This is a genomic window from Maridesulfovibrio zosterae DSM 11974 (assembly GCF_000425265.1).
GTDB lineage: Bacteria > Desulfobacterota > Desulfovibrionia > Desulfovibrionales > Desulfovibrionaceae > Maridesulfovibrio > Maridesulfovibrio zosterae.
In genome coordinates this window covers 112,592-134,094 of record NZ_KE384343.1, presented here as the reverse complement: position 1 = coordinate 134,094, position 21,503 = coordinate 112,592, and the positions used below count along the sequence as shown (strand labels likewise).

The following is a 21,503-nucleotide window of genomic DNA, read 5'->3' as shown; positions in this document are numbered from 1 at the left end:
CTTCAACCAAGGAGAAACAGAGTGAAAAATCTGGAAGATCTGAAAGAACAAATAAGGAAAGCCCTGCCGGAATTGGATGTGGTGATTGGCTGGACGGACAGTTTTGATCCGCTTCATGCCACCCCGCATTTCATGCGCAAGGAAGAAGATATAGATAAATTAAAAGTGGATGCGCTTTGCGTTCATAACCTAGCCACTTACCTGCCCGGCCTCAAAGGCAAAAAAGTAGGTATTGTGGTCAAAGGCTGTGACAGCCGTTCTGTTGTGGAACTACTCCAGGAAAACCTCATCAAACGTGAAGATGTAACAATCTTTGGTTTCGGTTGTAACGGAGTTGTGGATCAGACTAAAATACGCAGCATTATCGGTGACGTGGGTAATATTGAAGCATGTGAGCTTACTGACAAAGAAGTCACAGTCACAGCTTCCGGCGAAGTACACAAACTGGCTTTGGACGAAGTCCTTTCCGACAAGTGTAAAACCTGCCGTTACCCCAATGCTGTTCTCTCCGACCACTTTACCGGAGAAGAAGTTGCAACCACAGCTACTTTTGAAGACGGCTACAAAGATCTTGAAGAGTTTGAAGCGAAATCTACCGAAGAAAAGTTTGCATACTGGCTCGGAGAAATGGATCGATGCATCCGCTGCTATGCCTGTCGCAATGCATGCCCCATGTGTGTATGCCGTGACCACTGTGTAGCGCAGAGTCGTGATCCTCACTGGCTCAGTCAGGAAGCTCACGTTCGTGATAAATGGATGTTTCAGGTTATCCATGCCTACCATCTTACCGGACGCTGCACCGAATGCGGTGAATGTCAGCGCGCCTGCCCGGTAGACATCCCCATCCTGCTCTTCAAGAAGAAATTCAATAAGGAAATCAAAGAAGTCTTCAATTATGAAGCCGGACTTGATCCTGAGGCTACACCTCCGCTTCTTACCTTTAAAAATGAAGAAGCAAAGATCAAAGAGAGGGATTGGTAATGGCTCAGGTAAAATTCATCAAAAAAGACAATGTCTCGGCTTGGCTGGAAGAATTGGGCCAGAAGCACGAAGTGCTTGCACCCCGCTTTGAAGGTGACTCAATCATCTTCCGTCCCTATGATGCATCCAAAGGTTTCTTTATTGAGCGCGAAGCTACCGCCCCTCCCAAAAAGGCGATTTTCCCTCAAAGTGAAACCCTGCTGAAATTCAGCAATATAAAAGATCTTGAAAATCCTGAAAAGGTCGCCCTTGATGTTAAGGAAAATCTTCCTGATTCATCCTGGGTTGTTTTTGGCGGACGCCCCTGCGACGCACGTGGATTCACCATGTTTGACCGTGTTTACCTCAACGGAAAACACGTAGACGCATATTACAAAGCACGTAGAGAAAACACCTTCTTCATCACACTTGCCTGTGAAAAAGGTGAAACAACCTGTTTTTGTAACTGGGTAGGTTCAGGTCCATCTGATCCTACAGGCTCAGATGTGCTCATGGTTCCTGTTGAAGGTGGCTTTTTCCTTGAAGCGGTCAGTGACCGCGGTGCATCACTGCTGGACAGCTCTCTACTCGAAGATGGCGACTCCAAACAGGCTGAAGCAGACAAGGTAAAAGTCGAAGCAGATAAATCCATGGGTGAAGCACAGGACCTTTCCAAAGCTCCTGAAAAACTTCTGGCAGTGTTCGACAATATGGAGCACTGGGAAGAAATGTCTGCAAAATGCCTTAGCTGCGGTGCATGTACTTACCTCTGCCCCACATGCTACTGTTTCAACATCACTGATGAAAGTGACGGTATCTCCGGCACACGTATCAGAAGCTGGGACAACTGCATGTCCTCTATGTTCACTATGGAAGCCAGCGGTCACAATCCACGCCCGACAAAAGCTCACCGACTGAAAAACAGAGTCGGACATAAATTCAGCTACTATCCAGACCTGCACGACGGAGTCATCTCCTGCTGCGGTTGCGGACGCTGCATTAAGAGCTGTCCTGTTGGTGTTGACATCAGGCAACTGGTGCTGAGCGCTATTGCATATGAAGCAAAGGAGGCAGCAAATGACTAGCAATCCTTACCTTCCGGCTATGGCTACCATTCAGGAAGTCATTGAGGAAACACCTAATATTAAAACTTTCCGGGTTACTTTAAACAATCCGGAAATTAAGAAAAACTTCTCCTTTGAACCCGGTCAGGTCGGACAGCTGTCCGCTTTCGGTATAGGTGAAGCAACATTCGTAATCAACTCCACCCCGACCCGCATGGATTATCTGCAGTTCAGCGTCATGCGGACAGGTGAAGTTACCAGCAAGCTCCACACACTAAGTGCAGGAGACCAGATCGGAGTACGAGCCCCACTTGGCAACTGCTTTCCTTACGAAGCAATGAAAGGCAAGGACATCGTCTTCGTCGGCGGCGGTATCGGTATGGCACCGCTACGCACCCTGCTCTACTACATGCTGGATAATCGCGATGATTACGGAAAAATAACTCTACTTTACGGAGCAAGAAGCCCCGTAGATATGGCGTTCAGCTATGAACTGCCAGAGTGGATGGAGCGTGATGATCTAGACACCCACCTGACTATCGACTCAGAATACGAAGGATGGGAGCACAATGTCGGACTTATCCCCAACGTGCTGCTGGATATCAATCCTCCTTCCAAAAACGCATTTGCTGTAACCTGTGGCCCGCCAATCATGATTAAGTTCACAGTGCAGGCCCTTGCCAAGCTTGGGTTTAAAGATGATCAGATCATCACCACGCTTGAAAAACGCATGAAGTGCGGTATCGGAATCTGCGGACGCTGTAACATCGGCGGCAGCTACGTATGTCAGGACGGACCAGTCTACACATACGAGCAGCTCAAACAGCTTCCTAACGAAATGTAATTAAAAAGCCCCGTCTTCACAGACGGGGCTTTTTAATATAATATTCTTATCTATGAAAATATTACTTGTCGACGATGAAAGAATAAACTCACTATCAGCATCCAAACTGCTTGAGAAAGACGGGCACGAAGTGGTGAGTGCTGCCAACGGCGCACAAGCACTTGAAAGACTGCATGAAAGTCACTTCGACTGTATTCTTATGGATATTCAAATGCCCGTCATGGATGGTTATGAAGCTGTAGCAAGAATTCGTGACACTTCAGTTTTTGGTAAAAAGTCCCTGACACCAATCATTGCCATGACTGGCCATACATATGAAGATAGCAAAGAAAATCTCAAAAAAGCCGGACTTAAATTTTACGTAGCAAAACCTTTTGATATAACAGAATTATTAGAAGTTATAAAGGAAGCTACCGAAGACCATCTGCAAAGCTAAAACCTTTTTTAAAATACAAATTATCAGAATTATTCAAAAATAAATCTATGTACTTCCATATGTAGAAACAGATTATCTTTTGAGACTACAGCCTCCACCTTTTATATTAATTTCAGTTAACCTGTAGATATCATCCCATTAGACAAACTGTGAAGCGGCGTACCCCGAAGACCATGCCCACTGCAAATTATAGCCGCCAAGCCAGCCAGTTACATCCAGAACCTCTCCTATAAAAAATAGACCCGGAACATTTTTAGCTGCCATTGTTTTGGATGAAATTTCATTCGTGTCCACTCCGCCGGCAGCAACTTCGGCTTTAGCAAAACCTTCAGTTCCCTGCGGCTTGATACACCATGAATGAATGCGCTCTGTGATTTTAAGTCGTCTTTCTTTAGTAAGCTGACTGATAGCCGTATCGCCGTCCTCATCTTCCAGAAGCAGCCCTACCATTTTGCGGGTAAAATATCGGGCCAAAAAATTATGCAATGCCGTATTTTCACTGCGATGTGCTTCAAGCAAATCAGAAATATTATCTTTAGGAAGCAGATTGATGTTCAAAACAGAACCACGTCGCCAGTAATTTGAAATCTGCAACACAGCAGGACCTGAAATACCTTTATGAGTGAACAACATATCACTTTGAAAAATACGCCCTTCGCATTCAATAGAAACAGGTAAAGCATTGCCGCTCAGTTCCTTGCAGAATTTACCGTCACGTCCGCTTATACTCATAGGAACAAGTGCCGGACGGGGGGGAATTATTTTCAAACCGTACTGTTCAGCAATTTTATATCCGAATGGAGTAGCACCGACTTGAGGCCATGCAGGAGAGCCTAACGCAACAACAAGAGAAGGAGCTTCAAATGACTTAGCTTTACTTTTAACAATGAAAGGTCCTTTGCCGCTGACAGACTCTATTTCTTGATTCATAATAGTTTCAACGCCAGCACGGTGACATTTTGAAACCAGCAGTCCGGCAATCAGACCTGCTCCGCCAAGAGTAAAAAGCTGACCGTCTTCACGCTCCTCATATTCTACTCCAGCCTCAGAAATAAGGGAGATAAAATCCCACTGATTATGACGGGCTAGTGCAGATTTTACAAAATGAGGGTTGGAACACACATAGTTGTCCGGCTCCACATTCATATTGGTAAAATTACACATACCACCACCTGCGACTCGAATTTTTCGACCAGCCTTACCGCCGTGGTCAAGTACAAGAACTTTTTTACCAAGTGTGGCTGCATGCAAGGCACAATAAAGCCCGGATGCTCCCGCGCCGAGAATAATTACGTCATATGTGGAATCGTTTGTATTGTTACGCATGCCCGAGGTTGTAGGATGGTTTGATGAATGCGTAAAGAGTTGAACATCCTGTTTCTTGAAATAATATTACGCTGCCTGCCACAATAAATATTTATCACCATACAATCTCCCCTTACTCTGGACATAATCAGTACTTGCCCATCCCTTCAAAGACAGGTATTAGGGGCCGCGAAGCGTAATGTTATCTTTAATAGATAAATTTTGAAACAAACCTTTCATGCTGCTTGAAAGGTGGTCGTTTTCTTTTCCTTTTTACGACCTTAGCTCCATGTACTTTTCATTTTGTGCAACCTTCATGTGTTGCCGGAGCTATATTTTGCAGCCTGACAGGAAATTTTATATTTTCAGGAGAATTTAGATATGGCTCTTAGTATCGGAATCGTGGGACTGCCAAATGTTGGTAAATCCACCTTATTCAATGCCCTGACCAAGGCCCAGAACGCAGAAAGCGCAAACTATGCATTCTGTACCATCGAACCCAACAAAGCTGTCGTACCTGTCCCGGACGCACGCATTGACAAACTGGCAGAGATTGTCAATCCGCAGCGTGTTCAGCAGTCTACCGTTGACTTTATTGACATAGCAGGTCTGGTTGAAGGTGCAAGTAAAGGTGAAGGACTCGGTAACAAGTTCTTAGGCAACATCCGCGAAACACAGGCCATCCTGCACGTTGTCCGCTGCTTTGATAACGACGATGTCATCCATGTTTCCAACTCAGTTGATCCAATGCGTGACATCGATATTATTGAAACAGAACTTATCCTTGCTGATGTTCAGATTCTTGATACCAGAATCGAAGGCATGAAGAAAAAAATCAAAGGTGATAAAACTCTCGGCCCCAAAATTGCCGAGGCTGAAAAGCTTCTTGAACATCTCAACGAAGGAAATCCAGTCAACACCTACAGTGACCTCGATACAGATATCATGATTGAGATGCTTCGGGATCTGCGCATGATCACAGCTAAAAACGTTATCTACTGCGCAAACGTTGATGAAGAAGGTCTCACAGAAGACAATGACTACGTGAAAAAAGTGAGAGCTCTCGCTGAAGAACGTGGCGCTGAATTTGTTAAAATTTCTGCCAAAATGGAAGAAGAACTGGTCGGTCTAGATGAAGAAGAATATAATGAGTTCCTTGAATCTTACGGCGTAACCGAATCAGGACTTGCCAAAATTATTCGCACCGGTTTCCATTCACTGGGTATGATCAGCTATTTCACTGCCGGTGTAAAAGAAGTTCGCGCATGGACCATCAATGAGGGAGACAAAGCCCCCCGTGCTGCAGCAGCTATTCACACAGATTTCGAACGAGGCTTTATTCGCGCAGAAGTCATCGGCTATGAAGACTACATCACACACGGAAGCGAATCTGCATGTCGTTCTGCTGGTGTTCTGCGCTCCGAAGGTAAAGAATATGTTGTTAAAGATGGTGATGTTGTCCACTTCTTGTTTAACGTATAAAAATCTATAAGAACTCAGTGCCCCGGAAAATAGATAGTCAAACCAGGTTGGCTTCCAATATCTGATAAACCTCTGAGTAGAGTTTCCAGCCTGACTGTGAAACAATAATAAGGAAAACAGCCCTGACACTTTTGGTGTCAGGGCTGTTTTCCTTTGAAAATTATTTCTTATAAAATATAGCAGTACATTTTTTTAATAATTTTGATAAGAATCAAGATAAACAGAAAAGCCTTAGCAACTGACAATATTTGACGAGATTGAGGCAACAAGGATAAATGATTACAAGGAAACTCGTGAGATAACATAATGAGAAACTTATGAATAAAATACTGATGAAACTGTTTACGACTGCTCTGCTGATGCTCATTGGCGGATTCCTCATTTTCATGCTGAATCAGATTTCAGCCCTGGCCGGGCTTTGCGCGGTCTACTTTCCTTCATCCCATGATTATGTATTATTTGGACTGAGCGGCCTTTTTTTAGCTATCTGCCTCAGTCCTTTGTTTATTTATCTCCTTCGCCCCGGACCACTGGTAATGCCTGAAGATCCAACCCAAGCTCAAGAACGTAAATTCATCAGCAAACTGCGTAAACGGCTGCGCAAAAATCAATACGTACGTAAATCAGGCATGAGTATAGCCAGCAGTGAAGATATGGAACTGGCGTTAGATATGCTCGATGAAATTTCTACGAACAAAATGAAATCAGTTGCATCGCGTATTTTCCTATCAACAGCCATTTCACAAAACGGGAAGCTTGATTCTTTTATTGTGCTGGGCACATTAGCTAAGCTGATCTGGGATATTTCAAAGATATACAACCAACGCCCGTCCTTTCAGGATATGGTATCAGTTTATGCCAATGTTGCCGGTACTGCCTTTTTTGCCAGTGCAGTTGAAGAACTTGATATACAGTCACAGATTGAGGCTATTATGTCTCCGGTACTGGCTGGATCTGCACTGGGAATGATACCTGGTGCAGGCGGACTCACAGCCATTGTTACAGCGTCCATACTAGATGGATCAACCAATGCGTTTCTAGCCCTGCGTGTCGGCATAATTACCAGAGGCCATTTCAATTTTCATGCAGATAAAAAATCACCCGGGTACAGACGTACAGTGCTGAAAGAAGCAGCTGGAATGCTGCTCTCCATAGCCATGGGGTCAACAAAGATGATCACAACAGCCTACATTAAAACTATTACCAGATCAGCAGGAGAAAAGGCGGCCAGCGCAGCACGCAAGGTAATGGATTCCAGCGACAAAGCATTTGAAGCAACGGGTAGAGCTGCCCGTTTTTCCGCAGAACAGGTTGGCAAAGTGGCAAGATTTGCAAAATTCAAAAACACAGCAAAAGAAGAAACACCACCAGAACCAGAAACTCCTACAGAAAAAGCAAAAAAGAAACTGAACGCAGTAAAAAACTTATTCCGCAGAAAAAGATAATGATCAGACTAAAATTATTTTAAGGCCTCTTCGACCTGATATTTTCAAAGTAAGCAGCTCCCTTAACCTCCGAATAAAAAAATTCCGATTTAAAAACACAAACACATCAATAATATTAAATTTGTTCAATCTTTCCATTGTTTTTGGCATTCAATTTGAATAAAGTATTCATAGGTGTCAGAAAAACACTCATTTTATACTATCCCAGATAACCTGTTTCCAGTGGAAGATTGAAAAGTTATGGATCAAAGTGAACTGCAAAAACTGCATAAAGTAGCTGCATCTGTGCCTAAGCAAAAGAATCTGGCTGTTTTTTTCGGCAGATCAGGCATCTATTTTATCGATAATGTTAAATATTTTTTTCTGCACTGTGTACAGCATCAACCGCAGTTGCAATGCTGTTTTATGACCTTCACGAAAAAAGATGCCAACATTCTTAAGGAACAAGGGCTTCCCGCCATGTGGGTCAGCGATCCGAATGCAGCCGCTATAATGGCCAGAGCCGGGCTGGTTATCAGTGATGATTTTATCTGGAAAGAACAGCCGTCTCTTTGGGCTTTGCTCTCTGAGGCTGTATCTATTCAGATCTGGCACGGTATTCCCCTCAAGGCTATCGGATTTCCTGAAATCAATTCCTCGGTAAATATGAATCCTGAGAAAGCCACTAAATTATCTTTTGCCTACTCTGGTTACGATGAAGTGGTTTCTACTTCTCCTTATTTTACAGAGAATGCATTCGGTAAGGCATTCAAAGCCAAAAATTTCATTGAATCAGGTTACCCGCGCAACGATGTCATAATGCGTCGACCATCAAAATATGACATGATAAATGTCGATCGTGATCTATACGGTGACATGGTTAAATTCCGCAAAATGGGTGGTAAGGTAGTTTTTTTTATGCCTACATTCCGTGACATCGGAGGCGGCCCTTTTGAAGACGGCGCAATCAATATTATACGTCTGTCAGAGTTTTGCCAGCAAAACGACATTATGTTCATCTGTAAATTTCACCCCTGCCTGACGGTTAGTAAGGTAGCTTTGCCCCCGGGCATCAGGATGATGAACTCAAAAAGTGATGCATATCCACTGCTCAGCCTTTGTGATGTGCTCCTTACTGATTATTCATCTATTTATTTTGATTACCTTCTTCTTGATCGGCCTATAATTTTCTATGCCTACGACTTTGAAGACTATACCACCAAGAACAGGGAGCTGCTTTACGACTTTGATTCCATGACTCCCGGTAAAAAAGTCATGAAAGAAGATGATCTCTATACCGCTTTTGAAGATATCGTGATAAATAATATAGATGAATATGCTAAAGAGCGTAAAAGGTTAAGAGAACTTTCATTCAGCAATCCTGACGGCAAGTCAGCTCACAGGCTGGGTGAACACATTATTTCCAACTACCTTTAACTGAACGGGGGACTCACAATGAAAGCAATTATCCTAGCAGCAGGTATCGGCAGCAGGCTCAGCCGCCCCTTTCCCAAATCCCTGTCCGTACTTCCTTATGGAGAAACAATTCTCGGAAGACAAATACGTATCATGCGTGAATTGGGAGTTAAGGAAATCTTCATCGTTGTCGGTTTCAAAATGACCCTGATCATGGAGCAGTTTCCTGATGTCTTTTATAAATACAACCCGGACTATTACATTACCAATACATCTAAAAGTCTGCTTCAGGCTGTGGAACAACTTGATGATGATATTCTCTGGCTTAATGGTGACGTTGTTTTTGAAAAGCCGGTACTTAAAAATTTTCTTGCCGTTAAAGAGCACAATTTAGTATGCGTAGACCGCAAATCATGTGGGGAAGAAGAGGTTAAATACAGCCTCAATAAAGATGGTTTCATAACTGAAATTTCCAAAGAAGTAATTGAAGCTGAAGGCGAAGCTGTCGGCATAAACCTGATTCGCAAAGCAGACCTGCCGGCATATACTGAAGCACTTCGCCGCTGTGAAGATCAAGACTATTTTGAAAAAGGTCTGGAATTCATCATTCAGGATGGAGCAAAGGTCAAACCTGTTGATATTTCCGACCATGCATGCATTGAGGTCGACTTCGAAGAAGACTGGATTTCCGCCCAGAAAAAATTCCTTAAACCCGACCAGTAACAAACGGATAACTGTTCATGCAAATCGCAATAATTCCAGCCCGGGGAGGCAGTAAACGCATCCCCGGAAAAAATATTCGCCATTTCCTAGGTAAACCCTTAATTGCCTATGCCATTGAAGCCGCCCGTGAGAGCGGCTTCTTTGATCATATCATTGTCAGTACAGACAGCGATGAATACGCTAAAATTGCACAGTATTTCGGGGCAGAAATTCCGTTTATGCGTCCCCACGAACTTTCAGGCGATTTTGTCGCAACTGCTCCGGTGGTGGAACACGCTCTGGAATGGGTTACAACAAACTGGGGGCATGTTGAAAGATACTGCCAGTTCTATGCAAATCCATTCATTACCTCAGAAAATATAAGCGGTGGCTATAAGCTGATGCGGAAACACAAAGCAAACTGCGTGCTGGGAGTGGCTGAATTTCCTTTTCCTATTTTACGGAGTTTAAAGAAAAATGATCAGGGCGGCGTTGAATATGCTTTCCCTGAATATGCCGCAAGCAGATCACAGGACCTACCGATTTTTTTTCATGATGCGGCCCAGTTTTACTGGCATGAACTTACAGATATTCCCGCGGACCGCAAACAGGAGCTGAACATGCCTTACTTCATGCCCAGACATATGGTTGTTGATATTGATACAGAAGAAGACTGGTTTATTGCTGAAAAAATGTATCAGGCATTTCTAAAAGAATGAACAGAAAACCCCAGTTTCTATTCTTTTGCGAAGGCTCGGCTGAACGAGGATTAGGACATGTAGGCCGTTGCATCGCTCTTGCCGATGTTATTCGCCGGAAATACCAAAGAGAAAGCCGCTTTGTATTCCGAGGCAGCAGCCCTGCACGCAATAAAATTATCGAGGCAGGATTTGTTGTAAGCTCCGTAACAGATTACAACGATTGGAAGTTCTCAATTGGGGATGTAGCCATTCTTGATTTGCTTATTCCACTTGATAATATTTTTTTCGATGATGCAAAAAGAAAAAACGTTTTACTTTGCAGTATAGATGACCCAACAACAAACCGAATCAAATGTGATCTGGTGTTTTATCCTCCGGTTCCGCAGGTAATGGAGCTTGACTGGACAGATTTCGAAGGAGAACTTTTTCAAAGCTGGGACTGCATTCCATTGCGCAAAGAATTTTCAAATCCCCATAAAGTAGCCACTATTAAAAATTCTCCAAGCATACTCATCAGCATGGGGGGAAGCGACCCTGCAAACCTCACTGTGACAGTACTCCAAGCACTGCATAAAATTCATGAAAAGTGGACAGCTAAAATTATTGCAGGTCCCATGTTCAATAGTCTGGACAAGATTAAGTATATGACGGTAGTGCAGAGAAATAAGATTGAAATAGTCAGTAACGTAAGCAACATGGCAGAACTGATGAATGAAACAGACCTTGCCGTAGCATCGTTTGGTATGACAGCTTATGAACTTGCAGCATGCAGAGTTCCTCAGCTTCTTTTATGCCTAACTGATGACCATGCGCGCTCGGCATCTGCTTTGCATCAATCAGGAGCAGCCGTTTCACTAGGAAGATATGACCTTATCAGTGAACAATCTTTATTGGGAAACATGCAGAAACTCATTTCTGATACCCAACTGCGCAAGCACATGTCGGCAAAAGCTGCACAGCTTAATGTCGAAAATGGCGCATCAAATATCGCACGTATAATCATAAAACGGGTGGAGCAGAAACAGTGAATGACAGAAAGTGCTGGAATGATCATAGTGGCATGGTCCTGCATTCGGCCGAAGGATTTGATGTTATCGACTGTGAAAGCTGCGGCTTCAAGCATATAATCCCCATTCCAAACGAAGATGAACTCCGCGAAATATATAAGCATGACTACCACGTAAGGGTTAAACCCCTCATGCTTCAACACCAGCTTGAAGATCAGTCATGGCTTGATGCAACGAATGAAGCACGCCTTGAGACTATTGAACGTATGCTTGGAAAAGCTGGAAAATTTCTTGATATAGGTTCAGGAAACGGCTTTCTGCTGCAAACAGCCCAAAAACGGGGCTGGACAGTAAAGGGAGTTGAACCTTCATATAAGGCTGCTGAATATTCCTGCTCTCAGGGAGTTGATGTAAGTTGTTCTACATTTGATAGCGAATGTGCAGCTTCACTTGGCAAATTCGATGTTGTCCATCTGGGGGATGTTCTGGAACACTTACCGGACCCGACATGTATGCTTGATCTTTGCAAACAGGTTCTAATTCCCGGAGGTTTGATTGCCATCGGGGTTCCCAATGAATATACTCCAGTACAAAAAATTCTGACAGAAGATATGAACTTCCGGCCATGGTGGGTATCTCCTCCGCACCATATTAATTATTTTGATAAAAATTCCCTCGAAAAACTTCTTGAACAATATGGATATACTTCAATTCATTCTGAAGTTTCATTTCCAATGGAATTATTTCTGCTCATGGGCCGCAACTATATCGACAACCCTGATCTGGGACGTGAATGCCATGCCATGCGCAAAGAACTGGAACTGAACCTTACAAAATCAGGGAACCGTAAATTTCTCGATAAACTGTATGAATGTTTTGCTGAAGCCGGAATGGGACGAACTGTTCTGGTTGTGGCACAGAAAAATAAATAGGTTTTATATGAAAAGACTTGCAGGAAAAACAGCACTGGTAACCGGAGGCGGCAGAGGAATAGGTAAAGCAATAAGCCGCAAACTTGCAGAGAACGGCGCTGAAGTTATTCTTACATGGTCTTCAGATGTTTCCAGTGCAGATGAAAACGTCGAAAACATAACAGAAAAAGGCGGCAAAGCACGCTCATTACAACTGGATGTCAGTGACGAATCCTCAATTGATCTTGCTGTGGCAGATATCACGTCAAAAGAGGGAAAACTTAATATACTGGTTAATAATGCAGGAATTAATAATCCCAATGATTTTGATATGATCACCTCCGAAGAGTGGGACAAAATTTTAGGGGTAAATCTCAAGGGTCCTTTTTTATGTACCCAGAAATGCCTTAATCTGCTCAAAAGAAACAGCAATGCCAGCGTGATTAATATAGGTTCAGTAAGCGGTCAGTATGGCGGCCCCAGAACAGCCCACTATGCTGCCAGCAAAGCCGGGCTTATTTCTCTCGGTCAGGTTATTGCCAGATTCGGAGCTCAGTGGAACATTCGCTGCAACACGATTGCCGCAGGTATGATTACATCTGACATGGCTGATGCAAGTCTTGAAAACCCGGCAGTACAAAAAGCAACTGAAAACATCATCTTAAAAAGACTTGGTTATGCTGACGAAGTAGCCGATGCTGTTGTGTATCTAGCATCTGACGAATCATCTTACATTACCGCCCAGACTATAAGTGTTAACGGCGGACTGTATTTTTAGTTAACAGATAATTCCAGACACAGGAGAGAAAAATAAAATGTCCCGATATGATGAGCTTAAAAAGTTTGCTGCTAAGCTGCGCAAATCCATCATTACAATGAATTGTTATGCAGGGACTGGTCATCCGGGAGGCTCACTTTCCTGCGTGGAAATTATCAGCTGGCTTTTCAATAATGAAATGAATTTCTGCGTGGAAAATAAAGATGATCCATGCCGGGACAGATTTATTTTATCCAAGGGGCATTCCTCCCTGACACTTTATGCTGCGCTTGCTGAAAAAGGTTTTTTCTCCAAAGAGGAATTCAAAAATCTGCGTCAGGTTGGTGGAATGCTGCAAGCCTATCCTGACCGGCTGAAAACGCCGGGAATCGAGTTTAACTCAGGATCACTGGGACAGGGACTCTCCTTTGCTTTAGGGTGCGCTCTTGGAGCCAAAAGAGCTGGACGCAGCTGTCGTACCTATACTCTGCTGGGAGACGGTGAGCTGAATGAAGGACAAATATGGGAAGGATGTATGTTCGGAGCTCATTATAATCTGGACAACATTGTAGCCATTGTGGATTACAACAAGCTGCAAAGTGATAACCTGAACACCAGAATAACAGCCCTTGAGCCCTTGATTGACAAATTCAAGGCCTTCGGCTGGCATGTAATTGAAATTGACGGACACCATTTCCGTGAAATAGAAAATGCATTTACCAGAGCCCGTGCCATGGCAGGTAAGCCAACAGTCATTATAGCCCATACTATTAAAGGCAAAGGAATTTCGTTTATGGAAAATGTTCCTAAATGGCATGGCAGTATGGCTCCGACCGGAAAAGAGCGTGAATGTGCTATGCGTGAATGCGGATGCGAGGAGCTTATCTAATGGAAAATATGAGAGATGCATTTGGTAAGGTGCTGGCTGAACTTGCTGAACAGCGCGACGACTTTGTTGTTCTTGATGCAGATGTCTCCGTCGGAACCGGAACCTATCATTTTCGCGATGCCTATCCGGACCGTTTCATTCAATGCGGTATTGCTGAACAGAATATGCTTTCCGTTGCTGCAGGGATAGCAGAATCCGGAGTTACCGCGATTGCGACCTGTTACTCTATTTTTGCCATCCGGGCGATTGAACAGGCCCGAAACTCCATTGCCTACCCTGAATTTAATGTGAAGATTGCCGCCAGCCATCTGGGACTGGATGTAGGACCTGACGGGGCTACTCATCAGGCAATAGAAGACATCGCTGTCTTCCGCTCTATTCCTCGCATGAGTGTTATTTCTCCAGCTGATCCCATCGAGCTTAAAGCGGTAATGCCTTATATTCTTGATAACCCGGGACCGCTTTATCTGCGTACCGGACGTAGTCCCCTGCCGAATGTCTTTGATGAAAATACAATTTTCGAGCATGGCAAAGCCAATATTTTACATGAAGGAACGGATGCAACCATAATGGCTGTAGGAGTTATGGTCCATAGAGCCCTCAAAGCTGCAAAGCTGCTTGCCGGAGAAGGAATCTTCTGCCGTGTGCTTAACATGTCATGGATTAAACCCATGGATGAAAATGCTGTAGTTAGTGCGGCTAAAGAGACTGGAGCAATCGTAACTTGCGAGGATCACACTAAATACGGCGGTCTTGGAAGCGCTGTCATGGAAATAGTATGTGAAAATCATCCTGTTCCGGTTGAACGAGTAGCTGTGAACGATATTTTCGGAGCATCCGGTGAACCGGAAGATCTCGCCATAGAATATGGCCTTACACCAAGCGATATTGTCAAGGCCGTAAAACGTGTCCTCAAACGCAAATAAGGAGCAAATTAAAAGCAACGGCAAACATGAGCTTCAGCACAACAGGAATTTATCCTCCGGCTTTGCAGAAAGTTCAAACCTTCATATCTTAACCATAAATCTGTGATGCCCGACAGCATACATTTTTTACGCAAACATATTAAGGAATTATTATCGCATGACAACATCTCAATCTACCTCCCCCGTGATTCTTGTTCAAGCTGCTTCCCGTGCATGGAGCGGCGCTCCTGACTGGTGTATGAATGAAATTGATGGTCGTCCTGTTGTTGCCATGACAATTGACAATGCTTTTAAAGAATTTCCTGATGCAGATGTACGCATCATCGCCCCTGAATTTGATCAGGGTGGAAGACTTGATGACATTCCGCAGATGTTTCCAGACAAGAAGGTAAGTGTATTCTACGGCTATGATGACAGTCCGCTTGAACGAATGGTTGCTTCATTAAACGGTACCCCTGATGAAGATTACATCATAAGAATTGACGGACTTCACTTTGCATGGCTGCCGGAACATGCAAATCAGATGCTTAAAATAGCAGTGAATGAGAATCTGGACTGCGTAAAAATGCCCGATGGTTTTCCCTGCCAGCTGACCTCCGATATATATCGTGTTTCTGCTCTTAAACAAGCATGTGAAATGCTGGAAGACCATGTAAATGCAGGTATTTATAAAGTTCATCCTAAATTTTATATGATCAAAAACAGTGATAAATTTAAATGTGTTCACTATACAGATCATCCCCCCATTGCAGATGAATGGCTAAGCAGATGCAGAGAAATAGCTAAAGGCGTATACCTCGCAGGTAGAATGCAGGTAGGTGAAAGCAAAGGATTCAAAGCAGGAGACCAGCTTACATTCCACTACGAACTGGCTATGGCTTATATTAAACCTGACTATAGGGTGCTCGATTGTGCCTGCGGTCCGGGGTACGGGGCACGGATTATTGCAGAAAAGGCATCAAGAGTAATCGCAGCCGACCTCGACATTCAAACTGTCAGAAATGCTTCGGCAGGAACATATTACGACAATATAACTTTTCAAACTGCAGATGTGCATAACCTTAATTTCCCTGATGCATCATTTGACGTTGCAACCAGCTTCGAAACAATTGAACATGTTGATACAGATCCATTCTTTAAGGAACTTTTCAGAGTCATTAAACCGGGTGGTCTGCTTATCTTGAGTACTCCTCAAAACAGCCTTGGACATATCCCTGTCAATTCACAACATCTGCATGAATTTTCACTTGAAGAAATTACTAACCTCTGCTCAGAACACTTTGAAATTGTGAAAATCACCGGAATAAAACAGGGCCGCGTTGTGTTTGAAGACGACCCCAGAGGACAAAATACCTTTATAGTCTGCCGCAAACCAGAAAACTCATAATGAAGGAAAAATTGATTATGATCGGGGCAGGGGTCGAAACGATTCCTGCCATCCAAAAAGCTGTGGAGATGGGCATCCATGTAGTAGCTATGGACCTTAATCCGCAGGCTCCCGGATTTGCCCACGCTCAGGAAAAGGTTATAGGCTGTGTTTATACTCCTGAAAAAGCTGTTACGGCGTTAGACAACTGGGCTTTATCAGGAAATAAACCTGATGGAGTGATGTGTGCAGCGGTTGATGCCCCGCATACTGTAGCAGCCGTAGCCAGACATTTTGGCCTGAAATCAGTAAGTATGGAAACCGCTGCTCTTGCCACAGATAAGCTTGCAATGAAAGACCGGTTTAAAGAAGAAGGTATTGCCATACCGTGGTATAAAGAAATCTTCAGTACAGAAGAGTTGCAAAGCATCATTGAAACACGACGTGAAACAATCGTAATCAAGCCTGTAGACAGCCGCGGAGCACGGGGAGTCTTAAGGCTCATATTTGGATCAGATAAAATGCCGGCTCCGGAATGGGCCTTCAAATATGCCCGCAATGAATCTCCCACAGGCAGGGTGATGGTTGAAAGCTATCTTGACGGTCCCCAGATAAGCACTGAGGGATTTGTAATTAACGGGCAAACATATACTCCCGGATTTGCCGACCGCAATTATGAATTCATCGATAAATTTGCTCCGCACATTATTGAAAATGGAGGACAGCTTCCTTCCCTCCTTAACGCTGAAACACAACATGCTGTAAAGAAACTCTCAGGGGAAGCGGCAATTGCACTTGGTATTGATAACGGTGTTGCTAAAGGAGATATGGTTCTTCATAAAGGAAAGCCGTATGTAATTGAAATGGCAGCAAGGCTGTCCGGCGGTTATTTTTGTTCGCACCTGATCCCGTGGAATGCAGGAGTAGATTTTGTGAAGGCAGCCATTCATCTGGCAATGGGAGATATCCCGGACCCTGAATCTATAACTCCTGCATATCAAAAGGGAGTCGCTCAACGATACCTATTTCCACCGCAAGGTAAGGTCATTAAAATTGATGGTGTTGAAGAAGCACGCAAGATAGATGGAATCCGTATGGTGGAAATAAGAACTGCAAAAGGAGAAATAATTCCCCCCACAACAAACCATCCAGCCCGTGCAGGCGTAGTTATAGGTGTAGCCGAGACCGGAGAAGAAGCTGTCAGAAATGTTGAAAAAGCTGTCAGTCTTATAAAAATAACCACCCAGTAGCAGCATGAAAATATATGCAATTTTCCATTTAAACCTTATGTTTTCTTCAATCCCTGAAGAAGACAGGTCAGAAGTAATTAATCGCTGCTACTGGCCGCTACTACACCTTATTGAAAAATATAATTTTCCACTTGGAGTGGAAGCATCTGGAATAACGCTTGAAATAATCCAAGACCTTGCTCCTGCCTGGATTGTAAAATTTAAAGAACTTTTAAGAGCGAACAAAGCCGAATTTATCGGAAGCGGATATGGCCAGATCATTGGCCCCCTTGTTCCTGCGGCAGTAAATAAGGCCAATTTTAGAATAGGAATGCAGACCAGTGAAAAAATTCTGGGGGGCCGTCCTGAAATAGCTTTAGTAAATGAACAGGCGTGGTCTGCCGGTCTTGTAAGCCATTATCTGGAAACCGGATATGGCGGTGTTTTTATGGACTATGATAATCCGGCCCGTTTTGCGGACTGGGATGATCATATCCAGCACTATCCTCAACGAGCCCTAGGAGTATCGGGAGAATCCATACCTATTCTGTGGAGCCGCTCTATGGTTTTTCAAAAACTGCAGCGCTTTGCCCATGGAGAGTTGGAACTGCCTGACTACCTTAATTATGTTGAAAACCTTGGAACCAACGATGGCTGGCTTCCCGTCTATGGAAATGACGCTGAAATTTTTGACTACCGCCCCGGAAGATACAAGACTGAATCCAACTACTCAGGACAGAGCGAGTGGGAATTTATAAAAGAAGCTTTCAATGCTCTTAGAGATAACGGGCATACTTTCTTTCTTCCTTCCGAGGTATTAGCCGACCTTGATAATCCACTAGCAGGAAATAAGATTAATCTATGCTCTGCAGAACAACCTGTTCCGGTAAAAAAGCAGCGTAAATATAATCTCACACGCTGGGCTGTCAGCGGTAGAAATGATTTTCAAATAAATTCACTTTGCAAAGCTATTTCTACAAAACTTGAAAAAATACCGGCAACCCCGGCATCTGAAAAAATGTGGAAAGAGCTATGTTTCTGCTGGTCCAGTGACTTCCGCACACATATAACTCAAAAAAGATTCGACAATGCATGCAGAAGACTGCAATACTTAGCATTGTATAGTGGAGCTTCCGTACGTGAACCGGAGTTTGTTGTTAAAGGCAGGCCTCTCAAAATTAAGAGCAGACACTGCAGATTTGAGACAGAACAAACCTCCGTTGTACTAAATACGGCAAAAGGGCTGGCAATACATGAGGCCGCTTTCTCCGACCATGATATGGTCCCTGTTTTCGGAACACTTGAACATGGTTATTTCAAAGACATCGCCCTTGGTGCTGATTTCTTTTCAGGTCACCTTATTATGGAAGGCCCTGGAGTTGAAAAAGAGACTGATTTGTACCACGTCGCCCCACTCTTTTCTGAAACAAATGAATCAATTGATATCAGCTGTGAGATGAATCTCCATAGCGGTCGCCTCGAAAAATCAATTAAAATTCACAAGCAAAAACAGCAAATAGATATACTTTACCGTTTTAAGCTTGAAAATGTTCCCCAAGGCTACATCAGACTTGGGCACATCACCTTACTGACTCAAAATTTCGATTACGAATCCAGCCGTTATGAAGTTTCAAATGGAGGAGGTAAAGAAGAATTCTCTTTAAAAGGCAAAGACTTCGACCATAGTAATAATGTCTCTTTTCTGGTATCTTCAGCCCATGCATCAGGAATGACCGATTCCCGTCTGGTCATCGGAGGGCAGGAAACAGCCCTTGAAATATCACCGTTAGTTGACGAGCATGCATTCATTGCAATGGTTACATGCCGTCAGGCTGTGCCGACACCTTTTATCAGGGTGGCCTTCTCAATGCAGGAAATGGATGAAACCAGCAGGCACAATGCTTGCGATAATACACAATTTATTTTTTCGACAGGCTTCAGTATAAAGCCATATTCAAAGGCTGGCAGCAAATAATGTTTAATGACAAATCTATATTAATTACAGGTGGAACAGGTTCCTTCGGACAAAAACTTGTTAAGACTTTGCTCGAAAGATACAGCCCCAAGCGACTTGTCATTTTCAGCAGAGATGAGCTCAAGCAACATGAAATGCAGCAGGTTTTTTCCCCGGCAAAATACCCGTGCCTGCGTTATTTTATCGGAGATGTCCGTGACCAGGAAAGACTTCGCAGAGCCTTCAACAAAATAGATATTGTATTTCACGCCGCTGCGCTTAAACAGGTTCCGGCCTGTGAATATAATCCATTTGAAGCCGTAAAAACCAATATCCTCGGTGCGCAAAATATCGTTGAAGCTGCCATTGATAAAGATGTTTCAAAAGTAATAGTATTGAGTACAGATAAAGCGGCCAACCCGGTCAATCTTTATGGTGCGACAAAACTATGTTCGGATAAACTTTTCATAAGCGGCAATAGCTATGCAGGTGCAGAAGGCACTCGCTTTGCGGTGGTCAGGTACGGAAATGTACTTGGAAGCAGAGGCAGTGTTGTTCCCTTGTTTTTAAAAGCCGCGAAAGAAGGAAAAGTCTGCATTACAAATCCGGAAATGACCCGTTTCTGGATAACCCTTGACGCAGCAATCGACTTTGTCATCAACAGCTTGAAAGTCATGCAGGGTGGCGAGATTTTTATTCCCAAACTACCCAGTATGAAAATTGGTGATATGGCAGAAGCAATGTGCCCGGAATGTAAAGTGGAGATCACTGGAATCCGTCCGGGCGAAAAGATGCATGAAGTCATGGTTCCTATGAACGAAGCTCATAACACCTTAGATTGCGGCAAATATTTTGTAATTCAACCAGCCTACCGTTTTTTTGAACGCATGGATGTCACATGCGCGGGTAAAAAGGTACCTTCTGATTTTGAATACAGCTCCGACACTAATACAGAGTGGCTGAGCAAAGAAGAGCTTCTTAAACTGGTGCATAAAAAATGATCCCGTATGGTAAACAGATCATCGATGATGATGACATTGCAGAAGTTATTGAAGTCTTAAAATCTGACTGGCTGACGACCGGACCTAAGGTCTCAGAATTTGAAAACAATGTTGCTGGCTATATCGGATGTAAAAATGCAATTGCTGTTTCAAGCGGCACAGCAGCACTTCACGCCGTAATGCACGCCCTTAAAATCAAAGCCGGTGATGAAGTTATTCTGCCCCCCATTACATTTCTGGCCACGGCAAATTGCGTTGCATATATGGGTGGAACACCTGTTTTTGCAGATATAAACCCTGACACTCTTTTAATTGATCCTGCTTCCGTGGAACGGAAAATTACTCCTGCAACCAAAGCAGTTATTGCTGTTGATTATGCAGGACAAACCTGTGATTACAACATCCTGCGATCAATATGCAGCAGACATAATCTGGCACTTGTTGCAGACTGCTGCCATGCCTTGGGCGCAAAAGATCCTCACGACAGAAATGCAGGCAGCATAGCAGATATCTCAGTACTCAGTTTTCACCCCGTAAAACACATCACGACAGGTGAAGGAGGAATGATTCTGACAGATAATAATGATCTGGCTCAGAATATACGCTCCTTTCGTAACCATGGAATAAATCTTGATGCATCTGCCCGTCAGGAAGAATGTACATGGAATTATGAAATGCAGGATCTTGGTTATAACTACCGCATAACTGATTTGCAGTGTGCATTGGGTATAAGCCAATTAAGAAAGCTTGATATTTTTCTTGAAAAAAGAAGAACTCTGGCAGCTGTATATGATTCCTTTTTTAAAGCTGAAAGTGAAGTTTCACCATTAAAACTAATTGCTGGAGCAACCCACGCCTACCATCTTTATGTAATTAAAATTCCCGCAAAGAAACGTAAAAAAATATTCGAATTTATGCGTAATGCCGGAATTGGTGTGAACGTACACTATATTCCTGTTCACTGTCAGCCATATTACAAAAAGATATTTGGAACATATATCGGAATGTGTCCTGCGGCAGAAGAAGCCTATGAGCAGTTACTGACCCTTCCCTTGCATCCCGCAATGACAGAAAAAGATGTCAAATTTATTGTCTCAAAACTTAATGAAGCTTTAAGTTCAAACTGATT

The 21,503-nt window shown here is 43.5% G+C and carries 20 protein-coding genes; 19 read left to right on the top strand and 1 reads right to left on the bottom strand.

What is annotated here, in order from left to right; genetic code table 11:
- The first annotated feature begins 21 nt into the window (after window positions 1-21).
- From H589_RS0116880 to H589_RS0116865, 4 genes are read left to right on the top strand one after another with little or no spacing between them, the layout of a single operon-like run.
- Window positions 22-981 carry a 4Fe-4S dicluster domain-containing protein gene (locus H589_RS0116880; protein WP_027723113.1) on the top strand — a complete coding sequence of 320 codons (960 nt, stop codon included), beginning with the start codon at window positions 22-24 and terminating at the stop codon, window positions 979-981.
- The gene (locus H589_RS0116875) at window positions 981-2,045 is read left to right on the top strand and encodes a 4Fe-4S dicluster domain-containing protein (protein ID WP_027723112.1); all 1,065 of its coding nucleotides are present in this window, start codon (window positions 981-983) and stop codon (window positions 2,043-2,045) included. The genes H589_RS0116880 and H589_RS0116875 overlap by 1 nt, the downstream gene beginning before the upstream one ends.
- Window positions 2,038-2,868, top strand: coding sequence for an FAD/NAD(P)-binding protein (locus H589_RS0116870; protein ID WP_027723111.1), 831 nt, complete (start codon window positions 2,038-2,040; stop codon window positions 2,866-2,868). Before H589_RS0116875 ends, H589_RS0116870 begins: the two co-directional genes overlap by 8 nt.
- Window positions 2,869-2,920: 52 nt before the next feature.
- Window positions 2,921-3,304, top strand: coding sequence for a response regulator (locus H589_RS0116865; protein WP_027723110.1), 384 nt, complete (start codon window positions 2,921-2,923; stop codon window positions 3,302-3,304).
- Between the two features lie 138 nt (window positions 3,305-3,442).
- Here the strand turns inward: H589_RS0116865 and H589_RS0116860 are convergent, their stop codons facing one another.
- Window positions 3,443-4,630, bottom strand: a complete 1,188-nt coding sequence (locus tag H589_RS0116860) for a BaiN/RdsA family NAD(P)/FAD-dependent oxidoreductase (RefSeq protein WP_027723109.1) — start codon at window positions 4,628-4,630, stop codon at window positions 3,443-3,445.
- A 360-nt stretch (window positions 4,631-4,990) separates the two neighbouring features.
- Here H589_RS0116860 and ychF point away from each other — a divergent pair, with 360 nt between their 5' ends.
- From ychF to pseC, 15 genes are all read left to right on the top strand, one after another.
- Complete coding sequence (gene ychF / locus H589_RS0116855; protein WP_027723108.1) at window positions 4,991-6,091, top strand: redox-regulated ATPase YchF; 1,101 nt, start codon at window positions 4,991-4,993, stop codon at window positions 6,089-6,091.
- Between the two features lie 317 nt (window positions 6,092-6,408).
- Window positions 6,409-7,536 (top strand): DUF697 domain-containing protein, encoded by a 1,128-nt coding sequence (locus H589_RS0116850; protein ID WP_027723107.1) that lies wholly within the window; start codon window positions 6,409-6,411, stop codon window positions 7,534-7,536.
- A gap of 240 nt (window positions 7,537-7,776) precedes the next feature.
- Window positions 7,777-8,952 carry a CDP-glycerol glycerophosphotransferase family protein gene (locus tag H589_RS0116845; protein WP_027723106.1) on the top strand — a complete coding sequence of 392 codons (1,176 nt, stop codon included), beginning with the start codon at window positions 7,777-7,779 and terminating at the stop codon, window positions 8,950-8,952.
- An 18-nt stretch (window positions 8,953-8,970) separates the two neighbouring features.
- Window positions 8,971-9,654, top strand: coding sequence for a phosphocholine cytidylyltransferase family protein (locus H589_RS0116840; RefSeq protein ID WP_027723105.1), 684 nt, complete (start codon window positions 8,971-8,973; stop codon window positions 9,652-9,654).
- A 17-nt stretch (window positions 9,655-9,671) separates the two neighbouring features.
- Entirely contained in the window at window positions 9,672-10,352 is a 681-nt protein-coding gene (gene pseF, locus H589_RS0116835; RefSeq protein ID WP_027723104.1) for a pseudaminic acid cytidylyltransferase, read from the top strand.
- The gene (locus H589_RS0116830; protein WP_027723103.1) at window positions 10,349-11,362 is read left to right on the top strand and encodes a PseG/SpsG family protein; all 1,014 of its coding nucleotides are present in this window, start codon (window positions 10,349-10,351) and stop codon (window positions 11,360-11,362) included. Before pseF ends, H589_RS0116830 begins: the two co-directional genes overlap by 4 nt.
- Window positions 11,359-12,273, top strand: a complete 915-nt coding sequence (locus H589_RS0116825; RefSeq protein ID WP_027723102.1) for a class I SAM-dependent methyltransferase — start codon at window positions 11,359-11,361, stop codon at window positions 12,271-12,273. The genes H589_RS0116830 and H589_RS0116825 overlap by 4 nt, the downstream gene beginning before the upstream one ends.
- Window positions 12,274-12,280: 7 nt before the next feature.
- Window positions 12,281-13,030 carry an SDR family NAD(P)-dependent oxidoreductase gene (locus H589_RS0116820; protein ID WP_027723101.1) on the top strand — a complete coding sequence of 250 codons (750 nt, stop codon included), beginning with the start codon at window positions 12,281-12,283 and terminating at the stop codon, window positions 13,028-13,030.
- Window positions 13,031-13,067: 37 nt separating this feature from the next.
- Window positions 13,068-13,898 carry a transketolase gene (locus H589_RS0116815; RefSeq protein ID WP_027723100.1) on the top strand — a complete coding sequence of 277 codons (831 nt, stop codon included), beginning with the start codon at window positions 13,068-13,070 and terminating at the stop codon, window positions 13,896-13,898.
- Window positions 13,898-14,824, top strand: a complete 927-nt coding sequence (locus tag H589_RS0116810) for a transketolase family protein (RefSeq protein WP_027723099.1) — start codon at window positions 13,898-13,900, stop codon at window positions 14,822-14,824. Before H589_RS0116815 ends, H589_RS0116810 begins: the two co-directional genes overlap by 1 nt.
- A 157-nt stretch (window positions 14,825-14,981) precedes the next feature.
- The gene (locus tag H589_RS0116805; protein ID WP_027723098.1) at window positions 14,982-16,211 is read left to right on the top strand and encodes a methyltransferase domain-containing protein; all 1,230 of its coding nucleotides are present in this window, start codon (window positions 14,982-14,984) and stop codon (window positions 16,209-16,211) included.
- Entirely contained in the window at window positions 16,211-17,440 is a 1,230-nt protein-coding gene (locus H589_RS0116800) for an ATP-grasp domain-containing protein (protein ID WP_027723097.1), read from the top strand. The genes H589_RS0116805 and H589_RS0116800 overlap by 1 nt, the downstream gene beginning before the upstream one ends.
- Before the next feature lie 4 nt (window positions 17,441-17,444).
- Window positions 17,445-19,394 (top strand): glycoside hydrolase, encoded by a 1,950-nt coding sequence (locus H589_RS0116795; protein WP_027723096.1) that lies wholly within the window; start codon window positions 17,445-17,447, stop codon window positions 19,392-19,394.
- Window positions 19,394-20,374: a UDP-N-acetylglucosamine 4,6-dehydratase (inverting) gene (gene pseB / locus H589_RS0116790; protein WP_027723095.1), complete on the top strand. Its 981-nt coding sequence runs from the start codon at window positions 19,394-19,396 to the stop codon at window positions 20,372-20,374. Before H589_RS0116795 ends, pseB begins: the two co-directional genes overlap by 1 nt.
- A complete protein-coding gene (pseC, locus tag H589_RS0116785; RefSeq protein ID WP_027723094.1) occupies window positions 20,371-21,501 on the top strand; it encodes a UDP-4-amino-4,6-dideoxy-N-acetyl-beta-L-altrosamine transaminase in 1,131 nt (376 codons plus the stop codon). Before pseB ends, pseC begins: the two co-directional genes overlap by 4 nt.
- Window positions 21,502-21,503 lie beyond the last annotated feature (2 nt).